The following is a 20,312-nucleotide window of genomic DNA, read 5'->3' as shown; positions in this document are numbered from 1 at the left end:
ATCAGAGTTACCCGATAGCACCGCGGTCTTATTGCTGAAATTAATTCCACTAAGTATAATATGAGAACGAACATTCGCATCCGAGGATGGTGTTATACTTGAGCATTACACGAAGAGAAACATCCGATTTTGTTTCAAAATATATACATGAGCGATATGGGAAAACAATTACTGGTGATGAGTTGTTGTTGCAAAAACCTTGGCATTTAATCGTTTGGTATAAGTTTATGGCATATGCTTACTACAAAACAAAGGATTTTTACGAAAGATGGGATGATGTGCCAAAACCTTATTACGAGGGTATGTTGGTGTCCATTGTTACCGTTGATATTATGGAGAGGTACCAATTTAAAAATGGAGGATGGTATGATTTAGGATCCTGTGATGCGAGTTGTTGGAAGGAATAGGGATTTATTTTGAATCCTTTTTAGAGGATTATACGTAGTTATATAGAATCATTTTGTATTCTATTATTTACCTGAGGAGGAATTTGCTTGAAAAAGAAATTACTGATCGCGCTTGGACTATCGGGGATTATCGCAGCTTCGGTTGCTGTGGGAGCTTATGCGGCATCGGATATTAAACTATTGATAAACGGGAAGTTGATTAATGCTGATCTTCAGATTGTGGATGGATCGAGTTATGTACCGTTGCGAGTTGTAAGTGAATCGCTCGGAGCAGATGTGAAGTGGGATGGGGATAAACGGGAAATAAGTATTGTTCAAAAGGGTGCATCAGTTCAAAAGGAAACAGATGATCAAATAGCATTAGAATACGTAAATACCTTTATGATAAATGATGATACAACAGCACGCCAAACTTTCTTGGAAAATAAGATCCATCCTGAAGTTAAATCACTTTTTTCGTTAAGCGTAAATCTAAAGAAAAGCGATATGAAATTATATACGTCCCCGAAAGTGATAAAAAACGTTCCATACCAGGCAGGGAGTAAAAGTGGATCATTGACTTTAATTCAGACCGACCAAGAGAAATTAATTGTTTTGGTTGTCGAAAATAAAATGAGTTACATTTATTTAGAAAGTGCTACGAATGCTGATCTTAAGGCCGCTTATGATGACCTAATAAAAAAATTCTAAACAAAAAAATCCCCCGCCAGCCATCACGGCCAGTGGGGGATTTGTCGTTTTACATCATGCGTTTTCTTTAGGTTGCCCTGAAGCAGCGCGTAATTCGTCAGCTAGTCGGCCAATCTCAGGATTCGGAGATAAATCGTAAACCGCCTTTAGAATAGCAATAATCTTGTTTGCATCCTCTGCCTTCAACATCGTTTCATCCTCCTTTTTCAGGGTGTTCCAAGTGCCTTCGTTTCCAGATCCTTCGTTCAGATCTACACTGATTCCATTCATGGATAATCCTAGACCTTCCGGACCGCAATCGTATTGATAAATATTAGCATATTCCGACACTTTTCCGTAACTCCATGCTCTTGTTTGCCAAAAACGTGAACATGCGCCCGCAGCTCGCATAGCTTCTACAACCGCATAAGAGCCGTACACACCAGTCGTATATTCGGGAGTAGCTTCACTGGATGCCCTAATATAATCAACCACCGTTGCCATTTGAGCTTTCGTAGCCTCGAAGTCCACAGCGAAGTAAATGCATGTTCCAACCGGCTGATCAACATTCTTGGCAACCTGCACAGCTACGGCGCCGTCAGCCAATCCCGCTGCACGCCCTCCGAGAGCTCTATCCGCTGTAGTCTCGAACACTGACACAATATCCAAGCCTGCTTGATTGATTAACTCAGCTTCAGCATTCGTCAACCGTTTCCCACCACTCGGGACTAGGTAACGAGCTGCAAAAGAATATCCATCGGATGCGAATGCTTCAGCAGTCTCGGCCGTCAACGGGGTTGCAGTATCAAAACCTTTTGTCATAATCCTTGACTCCTCCTAGCCTCGTTGGTTTTCTGCATCTGCCGCCCATTTGCGGAACCCTAGCAACACGTATTCATAAGAACCGTTGGTCAATGTTCCATTATGGAAAGCTTCTTCAAACCCTGTCCAAAATTCAGGAGTATCGAAGATCCCGTATTTAACCGCAATGTCGATTGAATCTTTAAACGTTAAATCCTCCGGTAACACTTTCTTAGGCGTATTAACATTACCCGTCCACATGTCCGTAACAAAACCTTTGTCAAAGAACTCTTGCGGAATGTAGCCATATCCACGATTACCCCAATCAACGCCCCATGAGTTTTTAGTAATTGCGTATACTTTGCCATCACTGAATTTCTGATAACCAACGACAAGCACCGCATGACCGCCTAAAAATTTCTCATCAGCTTTAGGCACAGTCACAACGCCCGTCAATGACGTATCGTGACTCTCGAATGATTCGTAGACCTTAATCCCAATGACAACAGGTAGTCCGTCAGCAAGCGCGTGCTGCATGTCTGTGAAGGTCAATACTCTGTGGTATTCATTGATCTTGTAGGCCACCGCTGCCGCTTCTGCTGCTGCTGTTGGCTTTGTTCTGAACTCTGCAACATCATAAGGACAAAGCGATTCAGGGGCACAACCTTTCGTCTGTAGCACCTTGAAGCCATCCCGAATATACGCGCCTGAATCCTCATTCACCGTTCCTTCTAAGTCGCGCTCATGCCAGTAGAGGTATAGTCTAGCCATTTGTACGAGTTTGTGCCCGTCACGAATCTGTAAGTATTCACGGAACCCTGAGCCAATAGCATTTGCTGTGCAGCTACCTAAAGCGCCCTGATCGAATACGGGTGATTGTTTCGGGCGTAGATCCACGAACTCAGGCAATGGCTTAATATCCTTCGGCGATTTCTTGAAAATGCGATCCCGCGAATCGTGCTTATCCGGTTTTACCGTGTATTTTCTCATAGTTGCACATCCTTATCGTTCGTGGGCGCATCGCCTTTGCTTTTCAATACCTGGATGATTTGCTTTAACCCCGGGGGCAAAGGACAGTTCATTCGACCTAAATTCTCGGTAATGCTGATTAACTCATTGGCACAATAAAAATAAATGGCTCCAGTCATGACGACATTGGAGCCAAATAAAGTATCTATTTTGTGTGCAAGCATAACAACAAGAAGCATGACACCTTTTTTTGCTAGCCCCTTAGAACCAATGCTACTACTTAGGCCAGTTCCCTCTTTTAGTGAAGCACAGATTCCACTAATGTAATCAACGACCATGGCCCATAAAAATAAACTTAGCAAGTCACTCCACCCCCCGAATGAATATGTAAGTATCGCACCTAGAACTCCTGTGGAGGTTGTTACTGCGACCTGTTGTGTAGTTGAGATCCCAAGCAAATCAGTGAATAGTTTTTTGTACATCGATTACATCTCCCTCGCATTTTAGGTACGCAAATAGCCCCGATGAGATCGGAGCAAGCAAATAAATATTTATTGTCAAACTCAACTTACCCATTTATAATTCGTTATAAAGAACGAGCAAAGGAGGTTTGATGCAAGTATGACGAAAAAGGAATGGGTAACACCCAGTTTAGAAACTCTAGCGGTTGAAGACACCATGTTTTGTCCTTCTTTGCCTCCTGATTATGGAGATGAGGGATCTGAATTTCCTAGCTATTGCTATAGTTAAGTCATTTAAACTCACTATTGAGAAATTCTATAATAGGTCCTTCTTCATTCATATGAGGAGGACCTATTTTGTTCTTTACGAAGTTACCCCCGTAATTAAGTCGAAGTTAGACGCGAGCGTTACACCAGAACCAGTATCCTTAGTGACATTATTGAATGTGCATTGTGCTATCCTTACCAGATTGGCAGTAGTAACAAAGTGTAGGTTGACAGCCATATTCTCTAGGTAGTTCTTTAAAAGGGTTGAGCTTGCACTAGCATTGTTGAGCTTATACCAAGAACCTTTAATGAAGTCACAGTCCTTGATAAGAGTGTTACCTAAATCCACAGTTATGTTCTCGAAATAGCTGCGTTCTACAACACATCTGCGATTTTGGCTTTGGAATACCCCTATACTCATGTCATTTGTATTTGAGGATACAAACTTGCTATCAGTTACAATAGCTCCATCTAGTTTGCCTGTTGAATCAATTACGGTTAGGCCCTCCATCAATAAGGGTCTACCCAACCAGTTATCTGGGCAGGAAAAGGTGTAACCTATCTTATTTACTGTGAAGTTTTTAATGACATAGCCTCCACTAAGGCCGATGCTATTAGGTACTAAAGGATCTACTCGGGTGTCTTTATCATTACGCTGCATGATTACATTCTCTATATAAGCCTTACCGTAGTCCCAACGTGCTACGATGTATCCAGCTACTCCTGAGTCTGTGATGGTGACTGGAGATCCCGTTGGAGTTGTAGATACTTGAAAAGTATTACCAACTAGGTTTACCACATAATATAAGTCTCCTGGTGTGATTCCAGCTGGAACTCTACCGCTCCATTGCTCAAATACCACCTTAGCACCTGAAGCTCCCATATCATGACTTGCCACACTAAAGGTACCTGTGCCTACGTTCAAGGCGGTTGGAGCACCGAAGTATCCATCAGTAGCTGCTCCGCTAAAGGAACTATTGAATCCATAGACGTTCCTAATCACTGCTCCATGTGCGGATGATATGACGAGTTGTGAGTCATTTAGCTCTAGTCCATCACAAACGTTGTCATAATTCACACAGAAAAGAGCATTTTTGACTACGTTATTGCTATACACTTGGTAAGGACAGTTCCAGGCATAAACTCCACCTATATTCATGCCTTCGAATACATTATTCTCCACAGTAGCATAGGGTCCGTCTGTGTTGTCATAGTGGCCTTTGTTATTGTGATGAATATAATTATCTCTAATCATGATTCTGTAGTTTACCTCTAGACCGTCAATACCAGCCCGTTCTTGTTTGTAGGGCAGATTGCTTTCTCCAGCCATTGACTCGATATCAATGCCGAATCCAGGAGCAGTAAAGTATTGGTTGCTATTAGATGGACTGTTTCCGTTATACCCGATATGATGAAGCTCGCAACCTTCGATCAACACATCATTATGTGATGTAAGAGATATAGCCTGTCTGCGGCAGTGGTGTATGTTGCAGTTCCGTATAGTGACATGATGCCCAACGCTGTTATCGGCAGTATAGTTAGCTGGATCATTCTCATAAATCCAACCAGTATATACTCCTTCTCCCGTACATTGTGATATCTCAATACCATCAACTTCTATATGCGCTCCTGCTTCAATAGAGATTCCATAACCCCATTCGTGTGTGTATCCTTCCCCGTCCACCTTAGCCGTCAATAACGCAATATCGGCATCAGACATAGGAGTTGCAGTAATGTCTATGGAGAAAACAAGTAGGTTAGCATTAGCCTTATCTGCTAGCCATCCTCGACCTGTTGATGATGCAGGAGCAAGTACACCATCAGTACGTGTGATACTGAGGGATGACGCACCAACAACATCCTTATACTCCCAAAAAGAGTACCCCGTAGCTGTTATTGGTACTGATCCACCGGAAGGAAGCCATAGACGGAACTTATCCAAACAGGAGTTTAGAGGCAATCTGCGATCTAAAGGTAAGCTTCGTATAAGGTTTGGATTAGAGTTGTAGGTTCCATCTGGATTAACTCCTCCCCGCACCCAAGTGGCACTAGTTTGGAACATATGCGTTAGTACATCTCCTATGACCTTTCCACCTGAAATTTTAGAGTGGAATACCCTATAGAAGCTAACAATAGAATAACCAGGGCTAGAGTTGGTTACAATCTCCAAACTAGCCGATGGATCTAGTTCTAGCCACATGTTACTAACCATCTTGATTCCTACCATACCAATACTGTACCTGCCAGCCGGTAAGTACACATGGTTATATCCATTTGCTGTGGCCCAGATCAGAGCATTATTAATACCAGTAGTGGTAGCTTCCGCAGATGTGAGGTCGTTCCTGATACCCCAACGACCTAGCTCTATTGTATAGGTAGTCGCCGAACCACCCCCTCCCCCACCAGAGCTGCCAGTTTTTTTGATAAGACCCATAAACCGCTCACTCCCTTTTATGATTAATTACAATGAACTCACCTTAAAGTCATCGAATTTCCCTGTATCATTTATTAAGAAGCCAACCTTAGAAGAGGTTTGTCCTTGTGTTTCCGTTACGGTTACGGGTGTAGATGAGTTTACCCAAGCTGTAATGCTAGACCCGCTACAAGTGATATTGATCACATCGCCATCAGTAGGCGTAACACTAATGGTACCCAGTGTGTCATAAGCAGCTGGAGCATATTTTGTAACAATGAGGTAATTTGTTCCGTTTGGATGGACGGCTACATACGTATTGTCATCCACATAACGAACAACTGACTGAACACCAGGGACGGATATAGCTGCACCTACTGACATTTTCACAGATGTGGTATAGTCAGAGACTCCAGCATCTAGATTACACGTCCTATTCAGATAGGCACCACTCGCCTGCTTATAAACCACATTTCCGTTAATTCCATAGTACTCCGAGTATGTGCAAGCCCACGTCTTGGTTGTTCCACCTTGAGCATTATTCGTATTTCCTACGTTACCTGCTCCATCTGAGGTATTAGACCTATTGAAGCTATCCGAGGCTATAACAGCAGGTGCCGTAGTTGATCCAGTAGTAGTAACCGCAGACGACCTTACAGCGCCACTATCTAGAGCCACTACCCTAAACGTATACGCAGTACTTACAGTTAATCCAGAGATAGTAAAGGTTGTAGCAGTAGGACTCACACTTGAACTTGCTACAGTATAGCTACTCCCCCCATTTGAAGAATACGCAACCTCATAATTAGCTACATCAGTTGATGAGGATAGCGTCCATGTGAGTGTCGCTGAACTGGAAGTAAAGGTACCTGCGCTCAAACCACTAGCAGGGTTAAGAACTGGTGTAGCACTAACGGAACTCGTTTGTGAGGATTCTCCGTTCGCGTTTACTGAGGAAACAGTATAGGAATAAGATGAGTCATTGGTTAAGCCAGTATCTGTATATCCATTTGTGCTAGGGCTGCCTACGAGAACTCCTCCGCGATATACCTTATATGATGTGGCCGCTCCTACAGCAGTCCAAGCCAAGTCCACTTTCGTACTCTTAGGAGTAGCAGTTAATCCGGTTGGTACAGAAGGCAATACTGGAGCCGCAGGTGTAGCAGATGTAGATGAAGACTGAGATGACTCACCACCTGCATTTACCGCTGAAATAGTGTACGAGTACGAAGTTCCATTGGTTAGTCCAGTGTCGGTATACGTCGTTGCTGTTGGGCTAGCAATCAATGTACCGCCCCTGTATACTTTGTAACTCGTCGCACCCGATAAAGCTGTCCACGTTAATACAACCTGAGTATTGCCAGGTGTAGCGGTAGGAGCTGCTGGTATAGCAGGGATAGGAGGTGCGGTAGTTGATAATGTTGCTGAAACGCCAGAAGAGATATTACCCGCAACGTCTTTAACCTTAATTGTGTAGGTGTAGGATGTCAGCGGTGTTAGACCGGTCATGGTGATAGAAGTAGCAGTAGAGGCAGCAGTAGCCACTTGTGTACCACCATAGAAGATGAGGTACTGAGACACATCTGTAGATACGCTAGCTGTCCAATTTATGGTTAATGTAGTGCTAGTCGCTCCACTTATGCTTTGACCAGTTACATTCGCTGGTGCTGTCGTGTCTATCACAAATGCGACCGTCTGTATTGCACTTACATTTCCTGAGTTATCCCTACCAAAGAACTTCAGTGTAGCCGAAGAGCTAATTGAGATCGGGGCACTGTAAACAGCACTACTTTGTGTAGGATCGGCTCCATTCAACGTATAGTAAATGGTTACGGCTCCTCCGCTATTATCGGTACCTGATAAGATGACAGACTGAGTTGAATTGAATAATCCTCCATTAGAGCTTGCTGTAACAACCGGTGGAGTTATATCAACTGTTGTACCAGTTATGGCTACACCATAGGTACTCTTTGCAATAGCGCGGAAAGGAACAGTTGTGTAAATTGAAAGTTGTGTAAGTGAACCAAGATTTCTCTCGTATACCTCACCAGATGGAACCATGAGAGTAATTCCATTCACATTGTAAGTTAAATCACTCAAGCCATCATTGCTTAGTATGATTCCGTATACAGGACCAGTGAAAGACCTCGCTAGGGATGTTGATCCACTAAAGGAATCTTTTACACTGTACGTTGGAATAACGGAATCAGGGATTAATGCGCTAGCTTCAGCATTAAATGTGCTAGTTGAGCTAATTAGAACCTGTGTAAAGGGATCGAAAATATCTTCAAATTCTTCATCCGTTTGGACTTGTATTGCAATTCCGTTGATCGTAAATATTAAATCATCGGTACCTGTATTAAGAATGTAAAATTTATGCATGCTCTCTGAGAAGGTTTTAGCTCCTGCAGTAGTCCATGCATCTTTCATAACAAACTCAGGAACCGCACCGCTAGCGCCAGGCGGACCTTGATCACCTTTGTCTCCCTTAATACCTTGTTGACCTTGGACCCCCTGAGGACCTTGTTGACCCGCACTTCCTGTGTCCCCTTTATCACCTTTCGTTCCGGTTGTAACTATAATCGGGGCAATTGCCGGGGCAGGGGTTACATTTATCGGTTGATTACTCATTGTGTCACGTCCTTAACTACAGGAATAATCATCGTATCGGATGATATCGTGACTCCTCCTGTTGTTCGTTCGATGTCTGTGAATAAAGATCCCAAAGGCCAAGCTTTCGTATTCGAAACACTAAGTCGAAATGTTCCTGGTGTTTCAGTATTTTCGATTACCACGTCTGAAATTAATTTACCTAATGAGTCCCTTACCTGTGACTTAAGTTCTACGAGGGAAGCATCAGTCCAAGTCGCGGTGTAGGAAAATGTATCACCACGTTTCAATACAGGTAGATTTATCACAATTAAATCAGACTCCTTCCTTTACATCGGTAACCCTTCATCCTTCTCAATGGACTTTTTGCAATGATCCTTCTGAAGCAAATTCAATAACCCACAAATAAACCTGCACACCTTACAATCGGTGCGCTTTCCCATTCTGGAGCTCAGCGTTTCATCTGGGAAACCACCTAAAAGTGTGTTGACCATTTGATCTATACTTATTAAAAGATTCCAGAAGTATCTTTTCACACAATCACCAACCAGCTACTATTGCATCAATTTGATCTCTTGCTGTCGTGTTCATGATGTTGGCCTCTGCATAGAGCAACTTGAATGCCAAAGTTTCTTCATGTTGTGCTGCATCATTGAGTACTTCGATAAACTGTTCACGAGTCATAGTAACGAATCCATCATACTTAGTTCCCCACGGGATTGTTGTAATGGATGGATTATTACTGATCTGAGCTGCTTTTTTCGTGAACCGTTTTTGCGCCGTATCGTCATAACTAAATTCTGAAGTAGAGCCTAAAGCATCAGTTGCAAATCCACTATTTAATTCTTCTGTATATAAACCCAATAAAAAATCAATTTTTACTTGTTTATATTTTTCGAGATTAAATTGACCATCTGGATCATCCCATAGTTCGTTTCGTGTAGTGCGCGTTTGCTCTACATATTCCCCAAACTCTAGGTCAAATGTGTAGTAAATATCTTCGACGGTTTCGGTGTCGATGCGGATTGTTTCCACTTTAGACGTAGAACCGATAAGCTGAGTAATGCCTTCGCCTTGGTAATAGACATTTGAACCATCATCAATGTAATGACTCATGATTTATACGCCCCCGAATAACGATATGCACCAGCATTACTGTTTGTTGAAATTTCCAACAGTAAACTATTATAGAAATAAACATTAGATGATCCGCCTAATACTATAAGTCCGTCACTTCCATCAATTGTGGGATATGGTTTCGCTGCAATTACACCACCACCCATGTTAAGGGCAGATGCGCTAGTCGGTCTTCTAACATTTAAATTTCCAGCTGTCGCTGTTGGAGATAGTTCCTTCTGATTAATCAAACCAATTGGTTTATCTGCCAATGTACCAGAACTAGCAAGAAAAATCTTAACTACTCCATCAATTGTTACTCTAACTTGATATACCGAAGTTACCGACGTAATAAGAGCGAAAAAAGTTTCTAAATATCCGCTGCCAACTATGTTGAGTAAAGTTATGAATGAACCACCAGTAGAAGTTATTCCACTAGCTTCTGCAGTAAATGGTGTTAGTTTTGTTACGTCAATTCTATTTCCACCGCTTTGTACACCGCCCGGAAATGGCATATCCTATACCCCCTAGTATGCGCCTGAGAAGCACGTTATTTGTAGTCCTGCCGCCACCGCTGTACCTATGGTTACATTAATCTTGTACCCTGATTGTAGGTAGAGTTGAGGCAAGTTAACCCCATCGAAGGCGAGTGCTATGTCTGTTTGCGCCGCTACTTCACTTAAAGTTGTTGCAGGAACAGTCACTTCATAGAATAAGCTGTTATTTGACGGCGTGGAGTTTGCCGCTCCGTTGTTGACGAAGAATCTCACTACAGTTGCAACGTTAGTACCTAGCGCCCGAATCTTAATCAAATCTACTCTTTGACCATTCGTACCAGCCGTGACGATTGTAGCCACCGAACCTGTCCCATCTTTAGCAGTGTTGGCTCCTGTAATAGCTGATGATGTATATGATACCGTTGGTGTTAGTGGAAAAATAGGTTGCACATTTGCGGGCATGTTAGAAACCTCCTAAGTTTTGTTGAGCGTAGATATTAGTAATTGCTGTAGCTGCGTCAGCCTTTGTATGAGCGTCAGCAATACCTTGTTCGATATTGTTCAGGTTAGACACATTAACCGCCGTTCCTGCTTGTGTAATAGTCCCTGCATTAGCTATAAGCGTGACAGACGACGACGTTTCTAAAGATTTGTCGTACCTGTTCGGGTACTGGACTGAACGATCTTGCCATACTGTTTTAGTGTAAGAAGCCATTAAATAACCATCCCTTCCGAGCCACAAACAATAGCCCCGCAATATCTATAACTCTGGAAAACCATCATACCCATGTTAAGCAATGAATTTGTATTGCTTTCTAACCTGTTCGCATCCGTGTAATCGAACGTTATCCCAACCGACCACGTTTTTTTTGCTAAGTATGCGGGTGGTGTCATAAAAGCAAGCCTGATAGCATCGAGGTTGTTCTCTATGCGGTTTATGCTCGATAGGTAGTCAATGCTTGTATTGTCCCGTGTTGTGTTCGTCGCTGTTGGGGTGGGTACGGCGTATTGAATGCTTACAAGGTAATTTTTTAGTTCCAGAATGTTATTTTCGATCCTGTTCCAATCCGCGAAATTTATATAATTCGCGTTGTTCCAATCCGTCTTAGGGGTTATCCATGCCATTAGTTAACCGTCCCCTTTGCCTCTGTGTTAGCTCGTAAATATCCGACATAGTTGAGTTCATTTCTCATCACGTAGGCGCTCATATTGGCTCCATATGAGTTCTCAAATGATAGAACATCATTTAGCTCAGCAGCAGGATTCCCACGCCAGTTAATGCGGTATGTGGCTCTGTATTTGAGCTGAGCAAAGAACCAGTTAGCCACTGATGTAGCTCTGGTTGAATCGTTTATTAGTGTGTTGTTTTCAAGCTTCAACGTGTCGCCTAGCGTGTCAGTAGTTGAGTTCACACCGACGATTGCGGATGTTGAAAGGTTTGACCAGTACGTGACCTCTACACGCTTTACAGCCTTGTCTAAGGCAATCTGAGGCTCATTGTACATATTGTCGAAGTCGACTGTATCGACTGGAGCGCCGATCAAAGTGGGATTACATTTCAGTGTGATGATGCTACCCCGTGTCACGTAAATATTGGCACATCCTGCAATTGCAATCATCTGCAAAATATCCTTGCAGTTTGCTTTTTTGACGAGCGAGTTTGTGTTGATCAAGGTTAACGCTGAATCAATCGAATAATTCGTGATACCGCAAAGCGTGAACATATCGACCGCAAATTGATACAGTGTTTTTGTGGACGACGAAAGGTTCTCATAATCGAACGATGCCATGAAATCTAAGTTAGTACGAGCCGTGAATGTAGCCGTTAAACTACCTTCATTGCTCTGCCAATCTTGCAAATAATACGTTCCTAGTGGTACATACTCAAAGAAACCACTAATTGTTTCAAGACCAATCTCAGCATATATTTGTTGCTTCTGCTGCAAGTATTTATAAAATCCAGTAGGGTTCAAGATGTTGAAAGCCCTATCGCTGTTGTCTACCGTGAACTTAAATTCAGGCGAAGGCATTTGACCAGTAAGTATATCCATTTGCTCAATGAGATTCATTGAAACTAGGCCGTCATCGTCGTATTGCTTAACAAACCCGAAATCAACCTCCATAACCCGCGCCCGCCTATTGGGTACCGACCATTTTTTGATAGTTACGGATACCTTTCTATAGTTGAGCAATTGCCCTAACGGAACAGCTATAACATCTGTATTACCTGTCACTGAGGTAGTCGCTATAACAGCGTTCGAAGCGTCATAAGCGGTCATATCGAAGTCAGTAGCATATTCCCCTGTTACTTGGTCAAATGTGACCGTCAAGCCCGCGCTAGAGTGGTTAGCATTGAATGTGAATGTTATTGTTTGGTTTGGCGTGAAAACTCTCGAAGAGTCACAAATAACAGAACTCAACCAACCCAATTCACCGTTATTCGCAATTGTATCGTCAGGAAAAGAAAAAGAACCGTCCAACTTGAAACGGTCTTGCTCTAGTGTAGCTGTGTTGTATGTTGAACTTCTGATCTTATCTATAAGCTGTGACTTCACACTCAACGGTGACTCTGAGGTAACAGTAATGCTCGCCACATCACCGACCGCCGTTAGATCCGAAATATCAAATGTAACGCGCCCTGTTGTACGTCTGGTAGGTGCATATATGTTGTTTTTGAAACTGGAACTCGTTGGATACATATATGTACCTACCTTTCAATAATATTGAATTTTACGTCTTTGTATCTCCCGACCCCGCCTAGAAAGTCGATCATTCCAATCGACCTATCTCCACAATAGAATGTGGCAGTTCGATTGCTCCCCGTCTGTGGATTGAAATAGGTTACGTCGAAAAGATTCGGAGCTACGGCATTCAATATCAAAGTTAACTGCGCTTGCGTTACATATTTCCAAGAAAGATCAAGCTTTGCTTTTGTTGCAATCAGTTCTGAAATCATGGACCCATTTGTGTTACGCTCTGCTTTTTTGATGTCTTGTATTCCATATGTGAAATCTGAGGGAGTAGGAAGATCTACTCCGCCAATGTTAATCAAAGCCGTCATATTCAACCAACTCCCATTTATGACGTGGTAATCATTGCTCCACCAACTCGGTTACTTTCTTTATTTAAGTAAGGTGCAATAGCACGAGCAATCGCTATACCGTCGATATTAAAGACTGTTTCACCTGATCCACCTTTATTGCTACCCATCTGCATAGCTGTGAGGACTGCGGTTCCCAACGCACTCGCTACTTTATCCACGAATGAAGTATTCTCAAGAGGTACAACCATCTCCGCACCTGCTTCACCGGCTATATAGTTACCCATATTCGTTGCGCCGTCTACGATACCGCCACGGGCTAGTTTTGGTATGCGAGGAATTGTTACTCCGAACTTCTTCCCCCCTAAGCCAGGAACCCAATCTGGAATATCGAACTTTATTGAACCAATTCCGTCGATAACGGCATTGATAGCGTCGATAATAAGATTCAAAGGTGTTTTGACGATTGTATATAGGCCGTCGAATATGCCCTTAAATACGTCCCTGACGCCTGTCCAAGCTTTCTCCCAGTCTCCTGTGAATACGCCAGTGATAAACGTCATTAGCGCCGTAAACGCTGTTTGTAAGTCTTTTATTACTGTACCGATAGCTTTGAAGGCTGTTTCAAACTCAGTTTTCAAAGTAGCTCCTACCCAGGTAACTAAAGGTTTCAATACATCGTTCCAGAGAAGCGAAACGATATCAACTATGGATTGGAAATGTCCTTTGAGTTCTTCGCCTAAGTAAGTGCCGAACGGTTTCAATACGTCATTCCATAGAACATTGAATACCGCGGATAACGCTTCTATAACTGGGTGGAATGTTTCCCCCAAGAACTTTCCTAACGGCTTCATTACGTTTTCCCAGAAGGATTTAGCTATGTCTGCCAGCGTGCTGAATGCAACCCCGAGAACGTCACCTAAAACGGTTGCTAGAGGTTCTACAACGTTATGCCAAAACCAGGATAGGAAGCTACCCAGAGGTATAAGGATATTTTTCCATAGCCATTCAGCCGCCACTGTTAACCCATCCCAAGCAGCTACGAAGACAGTTCCTATCCACTGACCAAAGGGAACTAGAACGTTGTTCCATAGCCAAACCGCCGTATCGCCGATGGCTTTTAAAATCCCATCAACAACACCTTTGAATGTTTCGTTCGTTCGGTAGAAATATATGAATGCTGCGACTAATGCAGCAACGGCCGCTACGATCAAAACAATAGGCCAACTAATTGCAGCCCACGTAGCGACGATGGAAAGTTTTAAGGCGTTGAATGCTGCAACTAGCCCAGAGATAATGGCATACCAATTTGTGGCTAGGAGGAAAGTAGCGAATCCAGCAGCAATTCCGCCCAATGCCGCAATTATGATATCCTTGTGTTCTTTGATGAAAGAACTTATGCCATTCCAAATTTCTTTTATCTTGTCTGCTGCCGCTTGTGCTCCTGCTGAAATAGAGTCGAGTGCGGATCCTTGACCTGAACCTGTGGCATCCGCTCCTGTTCCAGCCGCTGTTGCTGCATCATCACCACCTCCACTTGTGTCTGAAAGGGTGTGGACCTCATCAAAACCAGCCAGTGCCCCTTGAGCGGCTTTCCCTGCTTGTTTGTAAGAGTCCCCTAGTTTGCCGACTGACGCCGCTTGTGCATCTGTCGCCTTTGCTCCCTTTGTCATGTCTGCCTTGCCGAATAAAGCTTGAGAGAATTGAGCGACAACAGACATGATATGAGAAAGAGAAGTCGCAAAAGCGGTCAGAGATGGAAGTATGACATTAAGAATAGGGAGGAATGCTTGACCTAAACTTAGCTGGACATTTTTTAATTGAGTGGTAAAAGCGCCGAGCCTAGAAGCAGTGTTATCTGCTAATGTATCGCCATACTTCTTCGTGGTCTGTTCCAGGATACCGAACATGATAATTTGCTGTTTTACTTTGAAATCCAGTTGATCCCATGACTTGCCGTTTGCAAACTTCTTAAAGGCATCTGTGCTCTCTAGCATTGAGGCGTTAACGTTGACGCCTAAATCTTCAATACTTTCGGTATTACCGAGCATCATTGTGTTATCGCAAAGGCTTTTTATCCTCTGCTTCCGGGGCTTTCGCCGCATGATAGGATGTTCCTTCATCCTCGGTTCAGCGTACATTTTCACCCTCGCCCTACTAAAGCGACGTTCGGGGCTGGAGACTCTTGGGCGCATTTTTGCTCTCTTATCGCTCAGCGCCTACGCGTTACAAAGACTTGTGATTTCAAGCCCTCTCGGTATTAGCATGTCGGCAAACAAAGTAAGTCACCCTGCGGTAGGTGACTTACTTCTTTGAACTTCCATCTAAGAATGGTTCCATCTTCTAGCTTTCCAGCATAAGTACGTTCGTTTCGGCAACACATGCGGACGCCATTGGGATGAACGTTATAAAACAGAGCCGCTTCTTTTGCTGTATCGAATTCCTTACCTGTCGTCAAACACACAACGGGACGAGCGGCGGGATTGTCTTTACCCTGTCTCTTATTGCTCATTTTAGCGCGTGATGTAGCCGTATGACTCCTCCCAGTTGCGCGGGATCTTATTTTATCTCTAGCTTCATCCGAATGTTTCTTTCCGAAGAATGGATTCCCTGCACCAGAAAAGATGATACTATACCGCTCTTTTCGTTCGGCACTAATTGGTTTGCCGAACATCGGATTTAGAGAGCCTGTCATCTTTCCTTTGTGAGCAAGTGATTGCTTCAGTCTTGTTTCGAGAGATACCTTTCTGCCGTACATGGGATTGTTCACACCACCAAGTGCCTTTTTCCTTTTCTCGATTGATTGTGGTGAGTTTAGATACTTGCAAGAAACTGGGTACCTCCGTTTACAGGCATCACTTATTTTTTGTCTTGTTTCATCGGAAAGTATTTTGTTTGCCCTGCCTCCACTTTCATTATTAAACCCCTTGTGTTTATTGGTTGAATTGAATTTATCTATCCAATAAACTTCAGCTGCATCAATTTCTGATTCCTCGTACATTTTTAATATACTGTGTTCAAATTTTTCCTCACCGTACTTATCCCAAGCCCGTTGCAATTTTATTGAATGGTGACGACCAGAACGTAAATCATTTTTATGTTCTTTCCAACGCTTTTCAACATTCTTGGACTGACCAATGTATACTTTTCCAGTTGCCAAACATTCAATCTTGTAAATGGCGTGAAGTGTAATACTAATCACCTTATTTTAAATAAATTCCGCATTTTGCCGATTTAGCTTTCACCGATTTTCCCCAGTTTTTCATAGAGCATTTCTGCTCTAGGCGGCATACTCTCTACCGCTTCGAATTCTTTCCAGAACATCACCCATATCACGGCCAGTTGCAGCCGCAATCACTGACGATGCTTTCAATAGTTCCTTCGTGTGATTCGATATATCAGAGGTGTTTGTATCAAAAGTGGAAACCAAGTTCGAGAATGTAGCGCCAAAGCGAATAGCCTCAGAACGAGATAAATTAAAAGCGCCCGCGCTATTCTTCGCCCAGTCTGCAAATTCGGGTGCACTATTACCCATCATGCGGTTCACTTGCTGCATAGCAGCTTCAACTTTCATTGCATCTTCCACAACAGTTTTAAGGCCAAATCCGATGCCGATTGCTCCGAGCGTAGCGGTTATTCCAGCGACTGCAGTTCTGGCCTGTCTACCGAAGTCTTTTAAGTCCTTGTTTGCTTTTTGGAGCTCACGGCGGAGACCTGAAAAATCGGCTCCCGCGCGGATTACCAGGTTACGTATGACCGAAATAACAACCGCCCCCTTCCTTTAATACTCAGTCCCGCCTAATGCCGCGTTTAGTCGTTTCACCTCCGCGAGCATATCGACGGCAGCTTGTTCCTTTTTCACTTTTGGCTGTGGTTTATCTTTGAGGACGTCTTCTAACTTAGGCCAGTTTTTAACCCGTTCGAAATAAGCGCCCATATAAGCCGCTGCAACTCGTTCTTTTTGCATATACTTTTCCCGCTTATAAAATTCTTCAATGTGCATGTTCAACTCAAACGGCGTCATATCGTCATATTCACTAACTGATATTCCTACTGCCAATGCAGCCCTGAGTGATTCCTGCCAATCAAATGGCTTTACTTCCTGCGGCGATTCACCTGATTCGCTGGAGGCGTCACCGCTTGGGAGTTTCCCATAAATGACCCAGATGATTTAGTAAAGGCTTCTTGCAATTTTTCCATCATGTACTCATATGAAGGGGCGTAATCGAGAATATCTTCCATCATATCAAGAGTAAGTGTTTCTCCGTTTTCTTTAGCATCCTTTTCTAAACCGTAAAAAAAGATCAACTCGAGTTCTTCCAAGTTCAAGTCTTGATCTTCTTGTTCCATATCTTCGACAGATTTTCCAGTAAAGGCCAACATCTTCTTCATCGCTTTATGTCTGAACCTTAGTTCTCTAGGTCTGTCCAGTTCAATAATTACAACATCATTGTTGTTTTTAGTAGGTTTGATCATGGGATTCCAATCCTCCGATTAATAAAAATAAGGCTAGAACCGTTTAAAGTCCTAGCCAGCAATAAATTCAAGTGTCATGTCATCAGGAAGTTTTTACGACCACCACTTCGTAAACCTTCTGTGTTTTGCCCGACTCATACGCAAGGATCGTCAGCTTCTTACCGATGTTAATCGTCAACGTAATAGCGGCCGAAGGTGAACCACTCACTAAATCCTGTGAGTACGTGCCATCAATGTACAATTTCAACGTGTGTGACGCTGCCGTAGCTGTCACCGTTGCCGAAGTAGCCGAAACCCCGCTGAATGTGTAGCTATAGTTTCCATTAGCAAATGCAGGGGATAGAGTACCGCCCGTTGCCGTAACAGCCAAAGCAGTTAAGCCACCACTTGCAGTTGTGCCAAGCGAAGGAGATCCAGACACCTTGATAGTAGACTCGAAACCAATTGCATTATCTGTGTCGATGTCAGTTGTTTTAAATCCAGTAACAACTCCCGTGAACGTCCATGACGCGCCCAAAGCAGATGGGAAAATGATAGTGAAGGAATTCGTTACGCCCGATTGGAACGCTGAATACATAGCCATTTGACCATTAGTGTCAGACGGATTGAAGAAACCAGTTACGGCAACCTCGCCCGCATCTTTGAAACCGCCGATAAATTCGCGATAACCGCCGGTACTTGCCAGTGTCGTCGTTTCAATCGTGTCTGCAGACAACTCAAGACCGCCAATGGACTTCAATTCTGCGATGGAGTTAGCCCCGATTTGTAACAGTGTACCAATTGCTCTTTGTGCCAAATTAACGACCTCCTATAAATGAATTTGAAAAGGAATGAGGCTTCTATACAGATCAGGTAAGTCCTCATAGAATTCAAGTGGTTGTGAGTAAGTTAAATCTTGAACGTATAGCGCCTCATTTCCGATCGTGCGAGATTGGAAACTGATAATTTTCTCAAGAGTGAGTGAGGCGATTTGCTTCATTTCACTATAAGTTTTAGCTACGACATTGACCTCAACATTGATTGTTTTGCTGTCAATATATCCACCAATCGTCTTATCTCTAAGACCTTCGCTTGATCCGAAAGCAGCATAAGGAGCAGTTTTCCCTTCAGTAACAACTAGAGGAAACACCTTCCCTGATAGCGCTGGAATCATTGATAACTCAATGACCAAAGCTTGTTCGAAACTCAATCAATCTCACCTCTCTCTGAGAATCTTATCTATTTCTTTGCCTGCTGTATCAATAACTTTCCGTTCAATTGCCTCGGAATTATTCTCTAATGAATGTCTCAAATATCTGTATCCCGGAATGTATTTCCCCGTGGCAGTCATCCACCCGTATTCTTGCGATGCAGGGTAATATGACCGCTTACCCGTTTTTGAAAGCTTAACGAATATGTCATTCTTCTTTGGATCTGGCATGATGTCATATACTTTTTTCCCTGCTTTTACTCTTCGCTCCGGCTTTATAATAAGTCCCGATTTTAGCGCACCCGTATCAACTGGCGCATTGTTCTTTGCCGCTTTTTTAGCGATCGTAGCGCCCGCGCGAGCTGACTTTGTAACTACCTTTTGCGGAACCTCTCCAAGCCTTCGCATCATTCGTTCTAATTCTCGCAAGCCCTCGATTTCACCACTTCTAGCCACCGTGGACCACCAACTTACAGTAAATGAGTAATTCCTTATTCAGAGATTGAACATTAATTGCAGAAAGGATCTCATACACCTCAGAACCATGCTGTATCCGCATTGCATTATTGATGCCATCTCGATACCTGATCCTAAACTTTACCTCTACCAAGCTTTGCATTTGCTCTGCCTTGAAGTATTCGTTACCTAATAATGGTTCTTTTGATGCCCGAACAGTTAGATAATCCAGCCATTCGTGTGTACTCTCTCCATACTCATTACGATTAGAACTTAAGTATTTAATGGTGATCGAGTGTCGAAGCCTACCTGCTTGCATCATTGGAGCCTCACAACCTTGTACGGGCCAATTAGCAGATCGAAAGTCATCGGGATAATCTCAGTTTTAGTATTTAAAGTAATTGGTTCACGGTTCTCATAAAACTGTGAGATAAGGAATAACATTGCTTGTTTTAGTGCCCTCGGGACAGCATCAGCATTTCCGTACCCAGCAACAAAGCGAATGCGAACAGCAGCTGCAGGCTGAAGAATTGCGACCGGCCAAACCTTAGCAAAGCCTAAAAAGATTCGCCCTGGTACGCTTTTCGTATCTACAACGTAGTCTGTTACGGGCATGATGTGTTCAACACCAGAACTGTCCGTATAATTCACACTCGTTACAGATTGAAGCGAAGGCTTCCGCAGTTTAATCTCACTACACACAGGAAAGTCATCCAATACATAATCCCAAGTCTGAGTGATTAAGGCGCGGTTTGTACGCTGCTCAGTGATCTCTCTAGCGACTGTAATAAGTGCGAGGATATAAGCGTCGTCATCATCGAAATCAACCCGTAAATGGGCCTTGGCTTCTTCTAATGTGATTGGTTCATCGGCTGGCTCGCTAACAACGGACAAAGCCCACTCCTTGGAAGCTCCTCGGAAGTCTTGGTACATCATCGATC

Annotated in this window: 25 protein-coding genes; 2 read left to right on the top strand and 23 right to left on the bottom strand. The window is 43.3% G+C overall.

All coding sequences use genetic code 11. The features are described 5' to 3' along the window. The first annotated feature begins 98 nt into the window (after positions 1 to 98). On the top strand, positions 99 to 407 hold the full coding sequence (locus AC58P7_RS01160) for a hypothetical protein (protein WP_497339544.1): 309 nt from the start codon (positions 99 to 101) through the stop codon (positions 405 to 407). 87 nt (positions 408 to 494) lie between these two features. Then, positions 495 to 1,097: a stalk domain-containing protein gene (locus AC58P7_RS01155; protein WP_497339543.1), complete on the top strand. Its 603-nt coding sequence runs from the start codon at positions 495 to 497 to the stop codon at positions 1,095 to 1,097. 54 nt (positions 1,098 to 1,151) lie between these two features. Here the strand turns inward: AC58P7_RS01155 and AC58P7_RS01150 are convergent, their stop codons facing one another. The 23 genes from AC58P7_RS01150 to AC58P7_RS01040 form a co-directional block, all read right to left on the bottom strand. Continuing rightward, positions 1,152 to 1,898, bottom strand: a complete 747-nt coding sequence (locus tag AC58P7_RS01150; protein ID WP_497339542.1) for a DUF1906 domain-containing protein — start codon at positions 1,896 to 1,898, stop codon at positions 1,152 to 1,154. Between the two features lie 15 nt (positions 1,899 to 1,913). Continuing rightward, the gene (locus tag AC58P7_RS01145) at positions 1,914 to 2,867 is read right to left on the bottom strand and encodes a C1 family peptidase (RefSeq protein ID WP_497339541.1); all 954 of its coding nucleotides are present in this window, start codon (positions 2,865 to 2,867) and stop codon (positions 1,914 to 1,916) included. Then, a complete protein-coding gene (locus AC58P7_RS01140; protein WP_497339540.1) occupies positions 2,864 to 3,328 on the bottom strand; it encodes a phage holin family protein in 465 nt (154 codons plus the stop codon). The genes AC58P7_RS01145 and AC58P7_RS01140 overlap by 4 nt, the downstream gene beginning before the upstream one ends. 343 nt (positions 3,329 to 3,671) lie before the next feature. Further along, on the bottom strand, positions 3,672 to 6,008 hold the full coding sequence (locus tag AC58P7_RS01135) for a right-handed parallel beta-helix repeat-containing protein (protein ID WP_497339538.1): 2,337 nt from the start codon (positions 6,006 to 6,008) through the stop codon (positions 3,672 to 3,674). Between the two features lie 27 nt (positions 6,009 to 6,035). Further along, a complete protein-coding gene (locus AC58P7_RS01130) occupies positions 6,036 to 8,618 on the bottom strand; it encodes a fibronectin type III domain-containing protein (RefSeq protein WP_497339537.1) in 2,583 nt (860 codons plus the stop codon). Beyond that, the gene (locus tag AC58P7_RS01125) at positions 8,615 to 8,887 is read right to left on the bottom strand and encodes a hypothetical protein (protein WP_497339536.1); all 273 of its coding nucleotides are present in this window, start codon (positions 8,885 to 8,887) and stop codon (positions 8,615 to 8,617) included. Before AC58P7_RS01125 ends, AC58P7_RS01130 begins: the two co-directional genes overlap by 4 nt. Before the next feature lie 250 nt (positions 8,888 to 9,137). Next, on the bottom strand, positions 9,138 to 9,713 hold the full coding sequence (locus tag AC58P7_RS01120) for a DUF4376 domain-containing protein (protein WP_497339535.1): 576 nt from the start codon (positions 9,711 to 9,713) through the stop codon (positions 9,138 to 9,140). Then, entirely contained in the window at positions 9,710 to 10,228 is a 519-nt protein-coding gene (locus AC58P7_RS01115) for a hypothetical protein (RefSeq protein WP_497339534.1), read from the bottom strand. The genes AC58P7_RS01120 and AC58P7_RS01115 overlap by 4 nt, the downstream gene beginning before the upstream one ends. Before the next feature lie 12 nt (positions 10,229 to 10,240). Next, positions 10,241 to 10,672: a hypothetical protein gene (locus tag AC58P7_RS01110; RefSeq protein ID WP_497339533.1), complete on the bottom strand. Its 432-nt coding sequence runs from the start codon at positions 10,670 to 10,672 to the stop codon at positions 10,241 to 10,243. Position 10,673: 1 nt separating this feature from the next. After that, positions 10,674 to 10,925, bottom strand: a complete 252-nt coding sequence (locus AC58P7_RS01105; protein WP_497339532.1) for a hypothetical protein — start codon at positions 10,923 to 10,925, stop codon at positions 10,674 to 10,676. Continuing rightward, positions 10,925 to 11,335 (bottom strand): hypothetical protein, encoded by a 411-nt coding sequence (locus AC58P7_RS01100; protein ID WP_497339531.1) that lies wholly within the window; start codon positions 11,333 to 11,335, stop codon positions 10,925 to 10,927. The genes AC58P7_RS01105 and AC58P7_RS01100 overlap by 1 nt, the downstream gene beginning before the upstream one ends. After that, positions 11,335 to 12,909 carry a hypothetical protein gene (locus AC58P7_RS01095; RefSeq protein ID WP_497339529.1) on the bottom strand — a complete coding sequence of 525 codons (1,575 nt, stop codon included), beginning with the start codon at positions 12,907 to 12,909 and terminating at the stop codon, positions 11,335 to 11,337. Before AC58P7_RS01095 ends, AC58P7_RS01100 begins: the two co-directional genes overlap by 1 nt. Positions 12,910 to 12,917: 8 nt before the next feature. Beyond that, a complete protein-coding gene (locus tag AC58P7_RS01090; RefSeq protein WP_497339528.1) occupies positions 12,918 to 13,271 on the bottom strand; it encodes a DUF6711 family protein in 354 nt (117 codons plus the stop codon). Between the two features lie 17 nt (positions 13,272 to 13,288). After that, positions 13,289 to 15,304, bottom strand: coding sequence for a phage tail protein (locus tag AC58P7_RS01085; protein ID WP_497339527.1), 2,016 nt, complete (start codon positions 15,302 to 15,304; stop codon positions 13,289 to 13,291). A 206-nt stretch (positions 15,305 to 15,510) separates the two neighbouring features. Further along, the gene (locus AC58P7_RS01080) at positions 15,511 to 16,452 is read right to left on the bottom strand and encodes an NUMOD3 domain-containing DNA-binding protein (RefSeq protein ID WP_497339526.1); all 942 of its coding nucleotides are present in this window, start codon (positions 16,450 to 16,452) and stop codon (positions 15,511 to 15,513) included. 78 nt (positions 16,453 to 16,530) lie between these two features. After that, positions 16,531 to 16,824, bottom strand: coding sequence for a hypothetical protein (locus AC58P7_RS01075; RefSeq protein ID WP_497339524.1), 294 nt, complete (start codon positions 16,822 to 16,824; stop codon positions 16,531 to 16,533). Positions 16,825 to 17,031: 207 nt separating this feature from the next. Continuing rightward, positions 17,032 to 17,310, bottom strand: a complete 279-nt coding sequence (locus tag AC58P7_RS01070; protein WP_497339523.1) for a hypothetical protein — start codon at positions 17,308 to 17,310, stop codon at positions 17,032 to 17,034. Positions 17,311 to 17,345: 35 nt separating this feature from the next. Then, positions 17,346 to 17,726 (bottom strand): hypothetical protein, encoded by a 381-nt coding sequence (locus AC58P7_RS01065; RefSeq protein WP_497339522.1) that lies wholly within the window; start codon positions 17,724 to 17,726, stop codon positions 17,346 to 17,348. An 82-nt stretch (positions 17,727 to 17,808) separates the two neighbouring features. Continuing rightward, entirely contained in the window at positions 17,809 to 18,522 is a 714-nt protein-coding gene (locus AC58P7_RS01060; protein WP_497339521.1) for a phage tail tube protein, read from the bottom strand. A 12-nt stretch (positions 18,523 to 18,534) separates the two neighbouring features. Next, positions 18,535 to 18,915: a DUF3168 domain-containing protein gene (locus AC58P7_RS01055; protein WP_497339520.1), complete on the bottom strand. Its 381-nt coding sequence runs from the start codon at positions 18,913 to 18,915 to the stop codon at positions 18,535 to 18,537. A 6-nt stretch (positions 18,916 to 18,921) separates the two neighbouring features. Then, complete coding sequence (locus tag AC58P7_RS01050) at positions 18,922 to 19,371, bottom strand: HK97 gp10 family phage protein (RefSeq protein ID WP_497339519.1); 450 nt, start codon at positions 19,369 to 19,371, stop codon at positions 18,922 to 18,924. Further along, the gene (locus tag AC58P7_RS01045; RefSeq protein ID WP_497339938.1) at positions 19,364 to 19,690 is read right to left on the bottom strand and encodes a phage head closure protein; all 327 of its coding nucleotides are present in this window, start codon (positions 19,688 to 19,690) and stop codon (positions 19,364 to 19,366) included. The genes AC58P7_RS01050 and AC58P7_RS01045 overlap by 8 nt, the downstream gene beginning before the upstream one ends. After that, positions 19,690 to 20,304: a head-tail connector protein gene (locus AC58P7_RS01040; RefSeq protein ID WP_497339518.1), complete on the bottom strand. Its 615-nt coding sequence runs from the start codon at positions 20,302 to 20,304 to the stop codon at positions 19,690 to 19,692. The genes AC58P7_RS01045 and AC58P7_RS01040 overlap by 1 nt, the downstream gene beginning before the upstream one ends. Between the last annotated feature and the right edge of the window lie 8 nt (positions 20,305 to 20,312).

It is taken from the genome of Paenibacillus sp. J22FR5 (assembly GCF_059691975.1).
The sequence above is the reverse complement of the archived record's forward strand: the minus strand, read 5'-3'. Positions and strand labels throughout refer to the sequence as shown.